Origin of the sequence: Arthrobacter sp. KBS0702 (genome assembly GCF_005937985.2) — a bacterium.
Taxonomy (GTDB): domain Bacteria; phylum Actinomycetota; class Actinomycetes; order Actinomycetales; family Micrococcaceae; genus Arthrobacter.
The window spans coordinates 1,561,119-1,577,862 of record NZ_CP042172.1 but is presented as its reverse complement, the minus strand read 5'-3'; the positions used below and the strand labels follow the sequence as shown (position 1 = coordinate 1,577,862).

Sequence of the window (16,744 nt, the reverse complement as noted above, 5' to 3'; positions counted from 1 at the left end):
CGGACTACAGGACGGCAATCGCCCGATCGGTCGGCGCCACAGGCGCCGGGAGAATGGTGCTGCCCATCAGGAACTTGTCCACGGCGGCGGCGCAGGCGCGGCCCTCAGCGATCGCCCAGACAATCAGGGACTGGCCTCGGCCGGCGTCGCCGGCGACGAAGACCCCTTCGGTGTTGGTCATGTAGTAGCCGTCCCGGGCCACGTTGCCGCGGCCGTCGAATTCGGCGTGCACCTGCTCGGTGATACCGGCGGGTTCGGCGCCGGTGAAGCCCAGGGACAGGAAGACGAGGTCCGCCGGGATGATCCGCTCGGTGCCGGCCTTCGGCAGGCGCAAGCCCCCGACGAATTCGGTCTCCGCGACCTTCACGCCGGTCAGCTTGCCGTTCTCGCCCACGAATTCGACGGTGGACGCCAGGTAGGTGCGTTCGCCGCCCTCCTCGTGCGCACTGGCCACCTCGAACAGGGTGGGGAAAGTCGGCCAGGGCTGGTGGGCGGCCCGCTCGGCGGACGGCTGCTTGCCGATGGCCAGAGTGGTCACCGACGCGGCCTGGTGCCGGTGTGCGGTGCCCAGGCAGTCCGCGCCGGTGTCGCCGCCGCCGAGGATGACGACGTGCTTGCCGGCGGCGTTGATCTGGTTCTCCACGGCCTCGCCGGCCACCACGCGGTTCGCGGGGACCAGGTAGTCCATCGCGAAGTGCACGCCCTCGAGCTCGCGGCCGGGGATGGGCAGGTCCCGCGGGACGGTGGCGCCGGTGGCCACCACAACCGCGTCATAGCGGCGCCGCAGCTGCTCCCAGGTCACGTCGGTGCCGACGGCGACGCCGGTGCGGAAGCGGGTGCCTTCGGCCTTCATCTGGTCCAGGCGGCGGTCCACGTGTTCTTTTTCCATCTTGAAATCGGGGATGCCGTACCGCAGCAGGCCGCCGATCTTGTCGTCCCGCTCGTAGACGGCGACGGTGTGGCCCACCCGGGTGAGCTGCTGGGCGACGGCGAGTCCGGCAGGGCCGGAGCCGACGACGGCGACGGTCTTGCCGGAAAGGCGGGCCGGCGGCAGCGGGGTAACCCAGCCGTTGTCGAAGGCCTGGTCCACGATCGAGACCTCAACCTGCTTGATGGTCACGGCCGGCTGGTTGATGCCCAGCACGCAGGACGCTTCGCAGGGCGCCGGGCAAAGCCGCCCGGTGAACTCGGGGAAGTTGTTGGTGGCGTGCAGCCGCTCCATCGCTTCCTCGCCCTTGTCCCGCCAGACGAGGTCGTTCCACTCCGGGATGAGGTTCCCCAGCGGGCAGCCCTGGTGGCAGAACGGGACGCCGCAGTCCATGCAGCGGCCGGCCTGGCTCTTCAGTACGCCCTTTTCCTGGGCTTCGTAGACCTCTTTCCAGTCCATGATCCGGACCGGGACGGGACGGCGCGGCTGGGTTTCACGCTGGCGTACTTTCAGAAATCCGCGTGGATCAGCCACCGGTCACCTCCAGGATTCGAGACCAAACTTCTTCGCCGTCGGGGTCCAGGCCCTCTTCGATGGCGTCAAGACGGGTTTGCAGTACGGCCGCGTAGTCGCGCGGCAGCACCTTGGTAATGCGGGCTGCGGTGTCGTCGAAGTCTTCAAGCAGCCGGGCCGCGTGCTGCGACTCGGTTTCTTCAAGGTGCTTGACCAGCAGTCCATGGACAATCTCGCGGTCCTCGGCGTCGAGTTCGCGCAGCTGTAGTTCGCCGGCGTCGAGGGCCTGCTTGTTGACCCGTTCGGGCTGCAGGTCCAGGACGTAGGCGGTGCCGCCGGACATGCCCGCGCCGAAGTTGCGGCCGGTGCGGCCGATCACCAAGGCCTGGCCGCCGGTCATGTACTCGCAGCCGTGGTCGCCGATGCCTTCAACCACCGCGGTGGCGCCGGAGTTGCGCACCATAAAGCGCTCCCCCACCTGGCCGCGGAGGAACAGCTCGCCGCTCGTGGCGCCGTAGCCGATCACGTTGCCGGCGATGACGTTCCGCTCCGCCGCGAACACGTTGGTGCGGTCCGGCCGGACGATGATGCGCCCGCCCGAGAGCCCCTTGCCGACGTAGTCGTTGGAGTCGCCGAACATCCGCAGCGTGATGCCGGCCGGAAGGAAGGCGCCGAGCGACTGCCCGGCGGTCCCGGTCAGCGTGATGTCGATCGTGTCCGTGGCCAGCACGTCAGTGCTGAAGGTTTTGGTGACCACGTGGCCGAGCATGGTGCCGACGGAGCGGTCCGTGTTGATGACGTCGACGGCGATCTTCACCGGGGTGCGGTCGCTGAGCGCCTCGGCGGCCATCGCGATCAGGCGCTGGTCGAAGTGCTTGTCCAGCTCGTGGTTCTGGCCGGTGAGGTTGCGCAGCGGGGCGTCGTCGTCGAACTCCAGCCCGTGCAGGATGGGGTCCAGGTCCAGCCCCTCGGCCTTCCAGTGGCTGATCGCTTCCCGGGTGTCGAGCATTTCGGCGTGGCCGATCGCTTCCTCCAGGCTGCGGAAGCCGAGCTCGGCGAGGATTTCGCGGACTTCCTCGGCGAGGAACTCGAAGAAGTTGACCACAAATTCGGGCTTGCCGGTGAAGCGAGAGCGCAGTTCGGGGTTCTGCGTCGCGACGCCCACCGGGCAGGTGTCCAGGTGGCAGACGCGCATCATGATGCAGCCGGAGACCACCAGCGGTGCGGTGGCGAAACCGAACTCCTCGCCGCCGAGCAGCGCTGCGATCACCACGTCGCGGCCGGTCTTGAGCTGGCCGTCCACCTGCACCACCACGCGGTCGCGCAGGCCGTTGAGCATCAGGGTCTGCTGCGTCTCGGCGAGGCCGAGTTCCCACGGCACACCGGCGTGCTTGAGCGAGTTCAGCGGCGAGGCGCCGGTTCCGCCGTCGTGGCCGGAAACCAGCACGACGTCGGCCTTGGCCTTCGTGACGCCGGCCGCGACGGTGCCGATGCCCACCTCGGAGACCAGCTTGACGTGCACCCGGGCCGAGGGGTTGGCGCGCTTGGCGTCGTAGATCAGCTGCGCGAGATCCTCGATCGAGTAGATGTCGTGGTGCGGAGGCGGCGAGATGAGTCCCACGCCGGGCGTGGAGTGCCTCGTCCGGGCCACCCAGGGGTAGACCTTCTGGGCCATCAGCTGGCCGCCCTCGCCGGGCTTCGCGCCCTGCGCCATCTTGATCTGGATGTCGTCGGCGTTGGTCAGGTACAGGCTCGTGACGCCGAAGCGGCCCGAGGCGATCTGCTTGACCGCCGAACGGCGCGTCGGGTCCAGCAGCCGGTCCACGTCCTCGCCGCCTTCGCCGGTGTTGGACTTGCCGCCGAGCCGGTTCATCGCGATCGCGAGGGTCTCGTGGGCTTCCTGCGAGATGGAGCCGTAGCTCATGGCGCCGGTGGAGAAGCGCTTGACGATGCTGGAGACCGGCTCCACTTCCTCAAGCGGGACCGCCGGGCGCAGGCCGTCCTTGAACTTCAGCAGCCCGCGCAGGGTCATCAGGTTCGTGGACTGGTCGTCCACTCCCCGGGTGTACGCCTTGAAGATGTCGTAGCGGCGTTCGCGCGTGGCGTGCTGCAGCCGGAATACCGTCTCCGGGTTGAACAGGTGCGGTTCGCCGTCGCGGCGCCATTGGTACTCGCCGCCGCCCAGCAGGGGCTGGTGCGGCAGTTCGATGCCGTTCTCCGGGTAGGCCATCCGGTGCCGCGCCGCGACCTCCGCGGCGATCACGTCGAGGCCGACGCCGCCGAGCTGGGAATGCGTGCCGGAGAAGTACTCGTCCACGAGGTCCTGGCCCAGGCCAAGCGCCTCGAAGGTCTGCGCGCCGGTGTAGGAGGCGACCGTCGAGATGCCCATCTTGGACATGATCTTCAGGACGCCCTTGCCGAGGCCCTTGATCAGGTTGTAGACGCCGTCCTGCGGGGTGACCCCGGTGACGTCGCCGGAACTGATGAGCTGTTCGACGGATTCCATCGCCAGGTACGGGTTCACCGCGGAGGCGCCGTAGCCGATCAGGACGGCGACGTGGTGGGTTTCGCGGACATCGCCCGCCTCGACCACCAGCGCGGTCTTGGTGCGGTTGGCGCTGCGCAGCAGGTGGTGGTGCACGGCGCTGACCAGCAGCAGGGACGGGATCGGCGCCCATTGGGCGTTGGAGTCACGGTCCGAGAGCACCACGTACTGGACGCCGCGGTTGATGGCGCCGGAAACCTGCTCACAGATTTCGGTCAGCCGGGCGCGCAGGGCGTGTTCGCCGCCGTCGGGGCGGTAGAGGCCGCGAACCTTCATGGCCACGCGGTCGCCGTCGGCGTTCTCGATGTTTGCGATCTTGGCCAGCTGGTCGTTGTTGATCACCGGGAACGGCAGCGAGACCTGCGGCTGGCGGACCTGCTTGGTGTCCAGCAGGTTGCCGTTGGGGCCGATCGCGCAGGTCAGGGAGGTGACCAGTTCCTCGCGGATGGCGTCCAGCGGCGGGTTGGTGACCTGCGCGAAGGACTGCACGAAGTAGTCGAAGAGCAGTCGGGGCCGCTTGGAGAGCACGGCCACCGGAGTGTCCGAACCCATGGCGCCAAGCGGCTCGGCCCCGGTCCGGGCCATCGGGCCGAGCAGGATCTTCAGTTCCTCGGTGGTGTAGCCGAAGGTGCGCTGGCGGATGTTGACCGAGGCGGCGGTGTGCACCACGTGCTCGCGCTCGGGCAGGTCCTTGAGGTCGATCAGGTTGTCCTTGAGCCACTCGGCCCAGGGGTTGGCCGCGGCGACCTCGGCCTTGACCTCCGAGTCGTCGATGATCCGGCCGGCCTCGGTGTCCACGAGGAACATCTTGCCGGGCGACACGCGGCCCTTCTTGACCACCTTGGCGGGTTCGACGTCGATCACGCCGACCTCGGAGGCGAAGACGACCAGGCCGTCCTCGGTGATCCAGTACCGGCCCGGGCGCAGCCCGTTGCGGTCCAGAGTGGCGCCGACGAGGTTGCCGTCGGTGAAGGAGACGGCGGCCGGGCCGTCCCAGGGCTCCATCAGCAGCGAGTGGTACTCGTAGAACGCGCGCCGGGCGGGGTCCATCGTGGCGTGGTTTTCCCAGGCCTCGGGGATCATCATCATGATCGAGTGCGTGATCGGTCGGCCGGAGAGCCAGAGCAGTTCGGCGACCTCGTCGAAGGAGGCCGAATCCGAGGCGCCCGGGGTGCAGATCGGGTACAGCTCTTCCGGGCTGTCCCCCAGCAACGGGTTCGCAAGCTGCGACTGCCGGGCGCGCATCCAGTTGCGGTTGCCCTTGACCGTGTTGATCTCGCCGTTGTGCGCGATGGTGCGGAACGGCTGGGCCAGCGGCCAGGACGGGAAGGTGTTGGTGGAGAAGCGCGAGTGGACGATCGCGAGCTTGGTCTTGAAGCGTGTGTCCGAGAGGTCCGGGTAGAACGGCTCCAGCTGGGCGGTGGTGAGCATGCCCTTGTAGACGATGGTCCGTGAGGACAGGGACGGGAAGTACACACCGAACTTGTTCTGCGCGCGCTTGCGGATCCGCCAGGCCCGGGAGTCCAGTTCGTTGCGGGTCAGCGTCTCGCCCGTGCTGGAAGCGAAGAACGGCTGGGCGAAGTACGGCATGCACGCCCGTGCCATCGCGCCGACGAGGTCGGCCACGATCGGGACTTCGCGCCAACCCAGGACGGTGAGGCCCTCATCGGCTGCCAGGCCCTCGATGCCGGCCTTCGCGGCGTCGGATTCCCGCTGCTCGGCAGGCAGGAACGCGGTCCCGACGACGTACTGGCCGGCGGCCGGGAGCTCGAAGTCGGTAACAGCGCGGAAGAACTCATCGGGAACCTGCATGAGGAGCCCGGCGCCGTCGCCGGTTCCCTCATCGGCGCCGACGGCACCGCGGTGCTCGAGGTTGCGCAGGGCGGTCAGGGCGGCGTCGACAATGTCGTAGCCGGGCTCGCCGCGCAGGGTGGCGATGATGGCCAGGCCGCAGGCGTCTTTCTCCTGCTCCGGGTTGTAGAGTCCGGCGGCTTCGGGCAACGCCGCGAAACGCTTGAACGGGGATACCGCCGTGGTGGGCTGTTCCGGACCGGACCAGCTGGGGCTATGCAGGGTTTGGGTCATGGGAGACGTCCTTCCTCCTGATCGTGCGTATGGGAGGGACAACATTGGCCCGAATCGGTGCGCCGGTGTGACGGGCACAACAACGTGATTTTCCTACTCGAATTGTAGGCCAGCGCCGCTTCCTGCACGAACAGTTACGCGGCCGCCGGCCCCGGGCTTGCATAGCGTCCAGCTGTCTGCTGTTCGATGCAACCCTGTCGCCACGACGCTGTGGACTCGAGCCCAGCCGGCGGTCGCCCTGGAGCCCGTTTTCCGGTGCTGAGCTACTTGGTGCTGTCAGCTTCCGGCGCGGTTTCGGAGACCCGGTGGCCGGGTGTTCCGGCTTCGGGTTCTCCGTGGGCGGGCTTGGTGCCGCCGGTGGATTCCGCGGTCGCAACGGCTGGGGCCGAAGCGCGGCGCGGACCGCTTTGGTTACCCGGGAGATTATCACGCGACTCAGTATCTGAGACAGCAGAGTCCGCATGGCGGACGGGTACCGCGACCCTGTCGGCGTCGTCGTCGGTGTCGTGCCTGACGGCATGCTCGGCGTCGACCTTGCCGGCATCGTCCCCGTCCCCGTCCTCGGCCGGGGCGTCCGTCGTGGCTGCGGCGTCCTCGGCGTCGACCGCGGGTTCGGGCTCCCGTCCGGGCAGGTAGGGGGTGTCCGGCACGTCGCGCTTGCGCAGGCCCAGGACGATGAAGGCTACCAGGGCGGCGAGCAGCACAAAGATGCTGGTCCAGACGTTGAGCCGGGTGGTGATGCCAAAGAGGTTGATCTGTTCGGCGTCGTCGATCCGCATGGCCTCGATCCAGACGCGGCCCAGGGTGTAGTAGATGGCGTAGAGCCAGAACAGCCGTGCGCGGCGGAAGGAGAACTTCCGGTCCAAAAGCAGCAGCACCGCCACTCCCACGAGGTTCCAGACGGACTCGTAGAGGAAGGTCGGGTGGAACAGCGTATCGGCGGGCATGCCGGCCGGGAAGTTGGGGTTGTCGGCGTCGATCTGCAGCCCCCAGGGCAGGGTGGTGGGACCGCCGAAAAGTTCCTGGTTGAAGTAGTTTCCCCAGCGGCCGATGGCCTGTGCCAGCAGCAGCCCGGGCGCCGCGGCGTCCACGAAGGCGCTGAGCTTCACACCGGCCCGGCGGCAACCGATCCAGGCGCCGACCGCGCCCAGCACCACGGCACCCCAGATTCCCAGGCCGCCGCGCTGGATCTGCGGGATCAGGGAAAGGTCACCTGTGCCGTCGAAGCCCGGGCCGAAGTAGGCGTCCGGGGAGGACACCACGTGGTAGAGCCGGCCGCCGATGATGCCGAAGGGAATAGCCCAGATGGCGATGTCCCAGACGCTGCCCTCAGGCGCACCGCGACGGGCCCAGCGCACTGAGGTGAGCCAGAGCCCGGCGATGATGCCGGCGAGGATGCACAGCGCGTAGGCGTGGATACGCAGGGACCCCCAGGGCAGCGGGATATCGAAGCCGGACCAGTCCGGGCTCGGAATGCTCGCGGGAACCATCGCTGCCGCGTGGAGGACTGACTGCATTGCTTACGCTTCTTCCTTGGTAAGGCCGGTGCTGAGCTCTTTCGTCAAGGACGCTACAGCATCCACGCCGCCCTCACCGATCGCCGCGACGAGGGCCGTGCCGACGATGACTCCATCCGCGTAGGCCGCGATTTCGCGGACGTGGCCGGCGTTCGAGACACCCAGGCCGACGCAGACCCGTTCGGCGCCGGCCGCGTGGGCCGCCGCGACGACGTCCTTGGCAGCAGAGCTGACCGAGGTGCGGGCCCCGGTGACGCCCATGATGGAGACGGCGTAGACGAAGCCGCGGCTCGCCTCAACGGTCCGCTTCATCCGCTCCGGCGACGAGGAGGGCGCCACGAGGAAGACGCGGTCCAGGCCGTACTTGTCCGAGGCAGCCATCCATTCCGCGGCCTCGTCCGGGATCAGGTCCGGGGTGATGAGCCCTGCTCCCCCGGCTTCGGCCAGCCGGCGGGAGAATTCGTCGACGCCCATCCGGACCACGGGGTTCCAGTAGGTCATGACGAGGACCGCGGCCTCGGTCTTGCTCGTGATGGCGCGCACGACGTCGAACACCTGGTCGACGTGGAAGCCCTTGGCAAGGGCCTCGGTGGTGGCGGCCTGGATGACCTGGCCGTCCATCACCGGGTCGGAATAGGGGATGCCGATCTCGATCAGGTCGGCGCCGTTTTCGGCGAGGGCAATGCCCGCGGCGATGGTGTCCTCAACGCTCGGGTACCCGGCGGGCAGGTAACCGATGAGGGCGGACCGGCCCTGGGCCTTGGCCCGGTCGATCGCTGCCGCGGACTTGCTGCCGCTCGGCACCGTGGTCTCGGTGCGGCTCTCGGGGCTGTTTTCGGCGGTACTCACAGCTGTTCCCCCTCCTGGGCGATCTCGGCTTCGGCTGAATCCTTGTCCAGCAGGTTGAACCATTCCGCGGCGGTGGCCACGTCCTTGTCGCCGCGGCCGGAGAGGTTCACGATCAGGATCTTGTCGGCAGCGTCTCCGGTTTCGGCGGCCAGCCGCTGGCCGACCTTGATGGCGCCGGCCAGTGCGTGCGCGGACTCGATGGCCGGAATGATGCCCTCGGTGCGGCAGAGCAGCCGGAAGGCCTCCATGGCTTCGCTGTCCGTGATGGGCTCGTAGCTGACCCGGCCGATGTCGGCGAGGTAGGCGTGCTCCGGCCCGACGCCCGGGTAGTCAAGGCCGGCCGAGATGGAGTGGGACTCGATGGTCTGGCCGTCGTCGTCCTGCATCAGGTAGGAGCGGGCGCCGTGCAGCACGCCGGGCTTGCCGAGCGTAATGGTGGCGGAGTGGCGTCCGGTTTCGACACCTTCGCCGCCGGCTTCGAAGCCGTAGATCCTGACCGAGGGGTCGTCCAGGAAGCCGTGGAAAATGCCGATGGCGTTGGAGCCGCCGCCGACGCAGGCGCAGACCGCGTCCGGCAGTCGCCCGGCCTGCTCCAGGATCTGGGCGCGGGCCTCCTCGCCAATAACTTCGTGGAAGTACCGGACCATGGCCGGGAATGGGTGCGCCCCGGCAGCGGTGCCCAGCAGGTAGTGGGTGGTGTCCACGTTGGCGACCCAGTCGCGGAGGGCCTCGTTGATGGCGTCCTTGAGCGTCTGCGAACCGTTGGTCACCGGAATGACGGTGGCGCCGAGGAGCTCCATCCGGGCCACGTTGAGGGCCTGCCGGCGGCAGTCTTCGGCGCCCATGTAGACCACGCACTCCAGGCCGAGCAGGGCGGCGGCGGTGGCGCTGGCCACACCGTGCTGGCCGGCGCCGGTTTCGGCGATGATGCGGGTCTTGCCCATGCGCTTGGCGAGCAGCGCCTGGCCCAGAACGTTGTTGATCTTGTGCGAGCCGGTGTGGTTCAGGTCCTCGCGCTTGAGGAAGACGCGGACTCCCCCGGCGTGCTCGGCGAAGCGCTTGGCCTCGGTGAGCAGCGAGGGGCGGCCGGAGTAGTTCTTGTTCAGGTCCGCGATCTGTGCGGTGAACTCGGGGTCCGCCTTGGCCTTCTCGAAGGTGTCTTCAAGTTCGTCCAGCGCGGCAATGAGGGACTCGGGCATCCAGCGCCCGCCGTACGAGCCGAAGTAGGGTCCCGGGGCGTGCCGCAGGGACGGCGCGCTTTGCGGCCCGTCCTCATCCGGCCGGCTGCCCTCCAGGAAGGCGTCTACGGGGTTTTCGTCTGAGCCGGCTGTTGGCGCATCGACCATCAGTCTCACCATCCTGTTCCACTGCTATCTGGGTCTTGGGTGCCGCGCGGACGCACCGCGGTCTCCGGCCGGATGCCCGGCCGGGCCGCGGGTCAGGGACGTGCGGCGATTTCTTCGGCTCCGGCCGCCATGAATTCGGCGATCCGGTCGCGGGGCGTCGCATCGCTGACGAGCGCCTCGCCCACCAGGACTGCGTTGGCGCCGCTGGCCGCGTAGTGCCGGACGTCGTCGACGCCGCGCACGCCGGACTCGCCCACGACGAGTGCCCCGGCGGGGATGCCGGCGGCGAGCTCCGAGAAGACGGACCGGTCGACGTCGAGCGTTTTGAGGTTCCGGACGTTGACGCCGATGATCCGCGCCCCGGCGGCGACGGCGCGTTCAACTTCGCCGGCCGTGTGGGTCTCCACGAGCACGTTCATTCCCAGCTCGCGGCTGAGGGCGCTGTACTCGTGCAGCTGCGCGTCGGAGAGCGAGGCGACGATCAGCAGGATCAGGTCGGCGCCGTGGGCACGGGCCTCCCAGATCTGGTACTCGTCGATCATGAAGTCCTTGCGCAGCAGCGGGACGTCCACGGCTGCCCGGACGGCGTCGAGGTCGGCCAGCGAGCCGTTGAAACGGCGCTGCTCCGTCAGGACGCTGATCACGGCCGCGCCGCCGTCGGCGTACTGCACGGCGAGGGAGGCCGGGTCCGCGATGCTCGCAAGTGCGCCCTTGGAGGGGCTGCGGCGCTTGATTTCGGCGATGACCTTGAGCTGCGTCCGGTCCGACGGGCCGCCCAGGGCGGCCCACGCGTCGCGAGCCGGGACCGCCGCCGCGGCACGCTCCTTCAGTTCGGCGAGCGTGACGAGGCGCTGGCGGGCCTCCATATCCTCCCTGACACCGGCGTTGATGTCATCGAGAACACTCACTCCTAGTGGCCGGAGTTCTTCAGCTTGCTGCCGCCGACGCCGTAACCGGCCTTGCGCATGGCAAAGCCCACCACCAGGCCGATCAGCATGACGGCCGCACCGGCGATGAAGATCGGGGTGTTGGCGATCACGAAGGCGATGGCTGCGATGAGGGCGCCGACCAGCATGATGATCACGGTGGTCCAGGCCGCCGGGCTGTTGCCGTGGCCGGTGGGCTCGCTGTGGTCGACGCCGTCGTAGACGCCGGTGCCGGCGGCGGGCTGGGGTGCGGAAACAGGGGCTTTGCTCATGGAAATCTCCTCAGGATCAATACTGCTTACATTCTGCCATTTTTTGGCGGCGTCATTGGCCGCGTTACCGGGCACGCTGCAGGGAGCCTTGCCGGGCGTGCCCGCTGCCTGGTCTCAGGTGGGATCGTCGCCGCGGGAGAGCCGGTCCCAGCTGTCGATCTCGTCGGCCGGCTGGGCGGGGCCCGGAGCGCCGGCGGTGGCGGCGGCGTCGTACTTCGTCCGGCTCTTCCAGTAGCGTCCGGCCGGAACAATCGCGAGGGCGCTGATCCCGAGCAGGGAGCCGGCGACGACGGCGAGGACCGGGAACACGGTGAGGGCGACCTGGACGTTGCTGCCGCTGATGCCGGTGGCTGCGGCAATGGATCCCTGCGCCGCGGCCAGCGGGTCGGACAGTACGGTTACGGCAGCGGCCACGATGCCCGCGGCGGCCAGCAGGATGATCGCCGTGATGACCCAGCGGGCGATGCGCCCGGCGATCGACGCCGCGAGTCCCCCGGCCAGGGCGACCAGGGCGAGGGCGGTGACCGTGGTGGCGGCCTTGCTGCCCTGGACCTGCAGCCCGTTCTGGCTGACGCCTTTGCCCAGCTGGCCGGGATCGAGCTGGACCGTCAGCCAGGTCTGGGTGGTGGTGCCGAAAACGGCCAGTGCCAGCGCCGCGATGACCAGGACCAGGGTGGACTTCCGGGCCCAGCGCGGAACGTCCGGGCTGGTGCTCTTGATCGTGCCTGCCGCGCCGGTCATGGCTGCTCCGTCCCGGCGTCGGGCACGGTCTCTGCCGTAATGGTGCGCAGCGACTGCGCCGTATGCACGGCCCGCATCGGCGCGGCGGCCTTGTTGATGGTCTCGAGCGCCTCAGTGGCGTTGACGGAGTCGGCCACGATGCCGCCGCCGGCCTGAACGTAGGCGCGGCCGTCGCGGAGCAGCGCGGAACGGATGGCGATCGCCATGTCCATGTCGCCGGCGAAGTCGAGGTAACCCACCACGCCGCCGTAGATGCCGCGGCGGTGGGGTTCCAGCTCATCGAGGAGGCGCAGCGCGCGGGGCTTGGGGGCGCCGGAGAGCGTTCCGGCCGGGAAGGTCGCCTTGAGCACGTCGTAGGCCGTGGCGGTCGGGGCGAGCTTGCCCACCACCGTGGACACCAGGTGCATGATGTGGCTGAACCGCTCCACTTCCATGAACTGCGTGACGTCGACGGTTCCGGCCACACAGACCTTGGAGAGGTCGTTGCGGGACAAGTCCACCAGCATGAGGTGCTCGGCGCGTTCCTTCTGGTCCGCGAGCAGTTCCTCGGCGAGGGCCTTGTCCGCCTCGATGGTCTTGCCGCGCGGCCGGGAGCCGGCGATCGGGTGGGTGATGACTTCCTCGCCGGTAACCGTCACGAGGGCCTCCGGGGACGAGCCGACGATCGAGTACTGGCGCCCGGCGGCATCCTCGAGGCTGAAGATGTACATATAGGGGCTGGGGTTGGTGTTGCGCAGGACGCGGTAGACGTCCAGCGGATCGGCGCCGCATTCCATTTCGAAGCGGCGCGAGATCACCACCTGGAAGACTTCGCCGTCGACGATCGCTTCCTTGCCGCGGTCCAGGGCGGCGAGGTAGTCGTTTTCGTCCCAGCGTTCCTGCACGCTCGAGGCGAAATCGAGGGCGGCGGGCTGGAGCACGGAGACGGGCTGCTCCGTCGGGGTGCTGATCTTCGCCAGCAGCGCCTTCACCCGGGCGACGGCGTCGTGCCAGGCTTCGTCGACGCGTTCGGAGCTGTTGTCGAAGTTGATCGCGTTGGCGATCAGCAGCACCGTGCCGTCCATGTTGTCGTGCACGGCCATGTCCGTCACGAGGTTCAGCGCCATTTCCGGCAGTTCCAGGTCGTCCTCGGGCGGGCTGGTGAGTTTTTCCCAGTGTCGGACGGTTTCCCAGCCGAGGAACCCCACCAGGCCGGAGGTGAAGGGCGGAAGGCCCTCGAAGCGCTCGGTGTGCAGCGCCCGGACGGTGTCCCGGATGGCATCGACCGGGCTGCCGTCCAGCGGGACCCCGACGGGCGGCTCGCCGAGCCAGTGCGCCTGCCCGTCCTTGGTGGTCAGCGTGGCGCGGGAGCGTGCGCCGATGAAGGAGTAGCGGGACCAGGCGCCGCCCACCGCGGCGGACTCCAGCAGGAACGTCCCCGGCTGGCCCTGGGCGAGTTTGCGGTACAGCCCGATCGGGGTTTCGGCGTCAGCCAGCACCTTCAGCCGGACCGGGATAACACGGCTGTGCCCGGCGAGTTCCCGGAACTCGTCCAGGCCGGGGCTGATGATTCCAAGGTCCTGCATGGCTGTTGTGTTCCGCCTGTTCTCTTGCTCTGTTGCTTTCAAAGTGCCGGGGCGTCGAGTGCCCGGGCTGCGCCGCGGGTGCGCCGGGTCAGTCGGCGTCGCCGACGACGGCGTCCAGCGCGCGTCCGTCGAAGCACGTCCGGGTCCCCGTGTGGCAGGCGGCGCCGACCTGGTCGACCCGGACCAGCAGGGCGTCGCCGTCGCAGTCCAGCGCGAGGGACTTCACCCACTGCACGTGGCCGGAGGTGTCGCCCTTGCGCCAGTATTCCTGCCGCGAGCGGGAGTAGAAGGTGACCCGTCCGCTGGTCATGGTGCGGTGCAGAGCCTCGTCATCCATCCAGCCGAGCATCAGCACCTCGTTGGTGTCGAACTGCTGGACGATCGCGGCCACCAGGCCGGCGCTGTCCCGTTTCAGGGACTCGGCCAGGCCGGCAGGGAGGGGTGTTTCGCTGACGGGGGCGGGGGCGGGCTGCTCAGACATCAGCTCAAGTCTAGTGCCTCGGGGCCTGCCGCCGCCCTGCGCCGGCGGACCCGCGCTTAACATGCGCACCAAAAGCCCGTTGCGGCCAAAACCGCGGCGCTTCCTGTGCACACCGGAGGGCGTCTCGTGCTAGTTTCACAAGTGATGCATTTCGTCGAACCGTCCCGAGAAGTCCTGGCCGAAACCCTGCTGGCGGCCGGCCCTGACTCCCCCACGCTCTGCAAGGGCTGGCAGACCCGGGACCTTGCCGCCCACCTGTACCTGCGGGAGCGCAAAGCCCGCGTCGGGCTCGGGCTCCTGATCAAGCGGTTGTCCAAGGCTTCGGACCAGGCAACGGCCGAACTCGCCGCCACCATCAAGACCCCGGAAGCCTACGCCAAGCTGGTCAACACCTTCCGGGCCGGACCGCCCGCGCTCTCGCCGATGCGGATCAAGGCCCTGGACGAGAGCTCCAACCTGATCGAATACTTCGTCCATACCGAGGATGTCCGCCGCGCGGTCGACCGCTGGGCGCCGCGCGCCCTGGACGAGGCCTACTCCGACGCGCTCTGGGACGAACTGGTCAAGCGCGCCGCCATTCTCTACCGGGGCGTGGACCTGGGCATCGTCCTGGTGAGCCCGTCCGGTCCCCGGCACGTAGCCAAGCGCGCCCCCGTCTCCGTGGCGATTGTGGGCGAGCCGGGCGAACTGCTGATGCACGCCCACGGCCGGACCCGGCACGCGCTGGTGACCTTCGAGGGCCAGCCGGACGCCGTCGCGCTGCTGCAGTCCGCCGAAGTCGGACTCTAGTCCCCGACAGAGCACCCCCACACACAGCAACGCGGGGTCACTTAACGCCCACAATCCCCTCCGGGATGGGCGCTAAGTGGCCCCGCGTTGGTTTAAGCCGGCGGCGCCGTAGCCCGTCTAGCGGACCTGGAAGCCTGCTTCGCGGATGGCGGCCTTGACCTGGGCGATCATGTCCAGCGGGCCGAAGTGGAAGACCGAGGCTGCCAGCACGGCGTCGGCGCCGGCGGCCACGGCCGGCGGGAAGTGCTCCGGCCGGCCGGCCCCGCCGGAGGCGATCAGCGGCACCTTGACCGCGGCGCGGGCCAGGCGGATGAGTTCGAGGTCGAAGCCGTCCTTGGTGCCGTCGGCATCGATCGAGTTGAGTAGGATTTCGCCGACGCCGCGGTCGGCGGCCTCACGGGCCCAGGCGAGGGCATCGATTCCTGTCCCCTGGCGTCCGCCGTGGGTGGTGACTTCGAAGCCGGAGGGCGTCGGCTCGGAGCCGGGCCGGGTGCGCCGCGCGTCGAGGGAGAGCACCAAGACCTGGGAGCCGAAGTGGCGGGTGATCTCATCGATCACCTCGGGCCGGGCCACGGCCGCGGTGTTGATGGCGGCCTTGTCCGCGCCATAGCGCAGCAGCTTGTCTACTTCCGCCACGCCGCGGACGCCGCCGCCGACGGTCAGCGGGATGAAGACTTCCTCCGCGGTGCGCCGGACGACGTCGAAGGTGGTTTCGCGGTTGCCCGAGGACGCCGTGACGTCGAGGAAGGTCAGTTCGTCGGCGCCGCCGTTGTCGTAGCGGTGTGCGAGCTCCACCGGGTCACCGGCGTCGCGCAGGCCTTCGAAGTTGATCCCCTTGACCACACGGCCGGCGTCGACGTCCAGGCACGGGATGACGCGGACGGCTACGGACATGGCTGCTCCTGGAGTTTGCTCACGGTTGATGGCTTCACGGACGGGCCGCTAGATCCGGCAGGCGTGGATGCTGCTGACCAGGATGGCCCGGGCGCCGAGGTCGTAGAGCTCGTCCATGATCCGGTTGGTTTCCTTCTTGGGCACCATGGACCGGACGGCCACCCAGTCCGAGTCGCGGAGCGGCGAGACGGTGGGCGACTCCAGGCCGGGCGTCAGGGCGGCGGCCTGCTCCACCAGCTCCTTGCGGATGTCGTAGTCCATCAGCACGTACTGGCGGGCCACCAGGACACCCTGGAGGCGTCGGATCAGTACCTCGGTGGCCGGGTTCTGCTCGCCCTTGCGGCCGATCAGGACCGACTCGGAGTTCAGGATCGGTTCGCCGAAGATTTCCATCCCGGCGGCCTTCAGCGTGGTCCCGGTCTCCACGACGTCGGCAATCGCGTCCGCGACGCCGAGCCGGACGGAGGATTCGACCGCGCCGTCGAGCCGGACGACCTTTGCGTTGATACCGCGCTGGGCGAGGTAGCCGCGGAGCAGACCGTCGTAGCTGGTGGCGAGGCGCTTGCCTTCAAGCTGGTCGATGGAGCTGAAGTCCCCGACGGGTCCGGCGAACCGGAACGTGGAGGCGGCGAAGCCCAGCGGCAGCAGTTCTTCGGCTTCCACCTCGGCGTCGAGCAGCAGGTCGCGGCCGGTGATGCCGACGTCCAGGGTGCCCTGGCCGACATAGACGGCGATGTCGCGCGGGCGGAGGAAGAAGAATTCAATGTCGTTGTCCGGGTCCACCATGACCAGTTCGCGGCTGTCGCGGCGCTGGCGGTAGCCCGCTTCGGCGAGCATGGCGGAAGCGGCTTCGGACAGAGATCCCTTGTTCGGGACGGCAACTCTCAGCATGGGAAGTTCTTTCTGGTTAGGAAGTCATCGGTGCAGGCACAGCGGGCCACGTGGTGCGCAGGGGTCGCGGGCGGACTCGGTCCGCCGCGGACGGCGCGACGTGGCTAGAGATGCTTGTAGACGTCCTCCAGGCTGAGTCCTTTGGCGAGCATCAGAACCTGCAGGTGATAGAGCAGCTGCGAAATTTCTTCCGCTGCGGCCTCGTCGGATTCGTACTCGGCGGCCATCCAGACCTCGGCGGCTTCCTCCACGACTTTCTTGCCGATGCCGTGGACTCCGGAATCCAGTTCGGCGACGGTGCGGGAGCCCTCCGGGCGGGCGGCTGCCTTCTCACTCAGTTCTGCGAACAGCGACTCGAAATTCTTCACGCCCTCCAGCCTACTTGCTCACGGCAAGACGCCG

General features: G+C 68.7%; 14 protein-coding genes. 1 reads left to right on the top strand and 13 read right to left on the bottom strand.

Annotated elements, in window-relative coordinates:
• Positions 1 to 4 precede the first annotated feature (4 nt).
• From FFF93_RS07190 to hisI, 10 genes are all read right to left on the bottom strand, one after another.
• Complete coding sequence (locus FFF93_RS07190; RefSeq protein WP_138769520.1) at positions 5 to 1,462, bottom strand: glutamate synthase subunit beta; 1,458 nt, start codon at positions 1,460 to 1,462, stop codon at positions 5 to 7.
• On the bottom strand, positions 1,455 to 6,071 hold the full coding sequence (gltB, locus tag FFF93_RS07185) for a glutamate synthase large subunit (protein WP_138769521.1): 4,617 nt from the start codon (positions 6,069 to 6,071) through the stop codon (positions 1,455 to 1,457). The genes FFF93_RS07190 and gltB overlap by 8 nt, the downstream gene beginning before the upstream one ends.
• Positions 6,072 to 6,334: 263 nt before the next feature.
• Complete coding sequence (lgt, locus tag FFF93_RS07180) at positions 6,335 to 7,588, bottom strand: prolipoprotein diacylglyceryl transferase (RefSeq protein WP_138769522.1); 1,254 nt, start codon at positions 7,586 to 7,588, stop codon at positions 6,335 to 6,337.
• Positions 7,589 to 7,591: 3 nt separating this feature from the next.
• The gene (gene trpA / locus FFF93_RS07175) at positions 7,592 to 8,437 is read right to left on the bottom strand and encodes a tryptophan synthase subunit alpha (protein WP_186372251.1); all 846 of its coding nucleotides are present in this window, start codon (positions 8,435 to 8,437) and stop codon (positions 7,592 to 7,594) included.
• The gene (gene trpB, locus FFF93_RS07170) at positions 8,434 to 9,783 is read right to left on the bottom strand and encodes a tryptophan synthase subunit beta (RefSeq protein ID WP_138769523.1); all 1,350 of its coding nucleotides are present in this window, start codon (positions 9,781 to 9,783) and stop codon (positions 8,434 to 8,436) included. The genes trpA and trpB overlap by 4 nt, the downstream gene beginning before the upstream one ends.
• Positions 9,784 to 9,875: 92 nt before the next feature.
• Positions 9,876 to 10,691, bottom strand: coding sequence for an indole-3-glycerol phosphate synthase TrpC (gene trpC, locus FFF93_RS07165; protein WP_138769524.1), 816 nt, complete (start codon positions 10,689 to 10,691; stop codon positions 9,876 to 9,878).
• Between the two features lie 2 nt (positions 10,692 to 10,693).
• Complete coding sequence (locus FFF93_RS07160) at positions 10,694 to 10,981, bottom strand: HGxxPAAW family protein (RefSeq protein WP_138769525.1); 288 nt, start codon at positions 10,979 to 10,981, stop codon at positions 10,694 to 10,696.
• Positions 10,982 to 11,095: 114 nt separating this feature from the next.
• The gene (locus tag FFF93_RS07155; protein ID WP_138769526.1) at positions 11,096 to 11,722 is read right to left on the bottom strand and encodes a Trp biosynthesis-associated membrane protein; all 627 of its coding nucleotides are present in this window, start codon (positions 11,720 to 11,722) and stop codon (positions 11,096 to 11,098) included.
• The gene (locus tag FFF93_RS07150) at positions 11,719 to 13,287 is read right to left on the bottom strand and encodes an anthranilate synthase component I (RefSeq protein WP_138769527.1); all 1,569 of its coding nucleotides are present in this window, start codon (positions 13,285 to 13,287) and stop codon (positions 11,719 to 11,721) included. The genes FFF93_RS07155 and FFF93_RS07150 overlap by 4 nt, the downstream gene beginning before the upstream one ends.
• A gap of 88 nt (positions 13,288 to 13,375) precedes the next feature.
• Entirely contained in the window at positions 13,376 to 13,768 is a 393-nt protein-coding gene (hisI, locus tag FFF93_RS07145) for a phosphoribosyl-AMP cyclohydrolase (RefSeq protein WP_138769528.1), read from the bottom strand.
• Between the two features lie 144 nt (positions 13,769 to 13,912).
• On the opposite strand from hisI, the gene FFF93_RS07140 reads away from it, so the two are divergent.
• Positions 13,913 to 14,557: a TIGR03085 family metal-binding protein gene (locus FFF93_RS07140; RefSeq protein WP_138769529.1), complete on the top strand. Its 645-nt coding sequence runs from the start codon at positions 13,913 to 13,915 to the stop codon at positions 14,555 to 14,557.
• Positions 14,558 to 14,674: 117 nt separating this feature from the next.
• On the opposite strand, the gene hisF is transcribed toward FFF93_RS07140, so the two are convergent.
• The 3 genes from hisF to FFF93_RS07125 all read right to left on the bottom strand — a co-directional run bounded on the left by hisF (position 14,675) and on the right by FFF93_RS07125 (position 16,710).
• Positions 14,675 to 15,451 (bottom strand): imidazole glycerol phosphate synthase subunit HisF, encoded by a 777-nt coding sequence (hisF, locus tag FFF93_RS07135; protein ID WP_138769530.1) that lies wholly within the window; start codon positions 15,449 to 15,451, stop codon positions 14,675 to 14,677.
• A gap of 48 nt (positions 15,452 to 15,499) precedes the next feature.
• Positions 15,500 to 16,342 carry an ATP phosphoribosyltransferase gene (hisG, locus tag FFF93_RS07130; protein WP_138769531.1) on the bottom strand — a complete coding sequence of 281 codons (843 nt, stop codon included), beginning with the start codon at positions 16,340 to 16,342 and terminating at the stop codon, positions 15,500 to 15,502.
• Between the two features lie 104 nt (positions 16,343 to 16,446).
• Positions 16,447 to 16,710, bottom strand: a complete 264-nt coding sequence (locus tag FFF93_RS07125; protein WP_123254457.1) for a phosphoribosyl-ATP diphosphatase — start codon at positions 16,708 to 16,710, stop codon at positions 16,447 to 16,449.
• Positions 16,711 to 16,744 lie beyond the last annotated feature (34 nt).